Consider the following 506-nt stretch of genomic DNA (forward strand, 5'->3'; position numbering starts at 1 on the left):
GTGAATCCTTGGCAATCTTACCATCAGCAACATTATGGAGACCTACAGCTGTCTTATCTTTACCACCCAAGGTGATATTCGCATAATCAACTTTACCATCCTTTTGTTTATCGTAATGAACAACTGCTGATTCATCAGACTGAAGACTGTTGGAAAGATCCGTTAAACCTTTCTCAAGCTGTCCTTTGTTAACGGCTTCATTATCCTTGGTCGCTGCCTTCACACCAGAAAGAGTTCTATCCCCTTTGTCCTTATTGGCGATATTAATTTCTCCGCCTTCTGATTTAGCACCAATAGTGAGGAGATGCGTTGTTTTATCTTGCTGAACAAAGCTTTCGCTTTCCACTTTGTTAACCACATTGTTAACCTGCTCAGTCAATTTATTCTGAACATTCGTGATAGAGCTACCAACTCCACTCAAAGCAGATGCTACATCAGAATAAACCTTATCTTCAGAAACACCATCATCCTTAACCGATTTAACCGTGAATGTAGGAGCGGTCCAT

1 pseudogene is annotated in these 506 nt (G+C 40.7%); it reads right to left on the reverse strand.

Annotated features, from left to right (window positions below):
- Positions 1–506 (reverse strand): annotated as a pseudogene (locus tag ACFIJ7_RS09875) (hypothetical protein); the annotation flags it as partial.

It is taken from the genome of Bartonella sp. MR100HLJHH (assembly GCF_042194215.1).
Lineage (GTDB): Bacteria > Pseudomonadota > Alphaproteobacteria > Rhizobiales > Rhizobiaceae > Bartonella > Bartonella grahamii.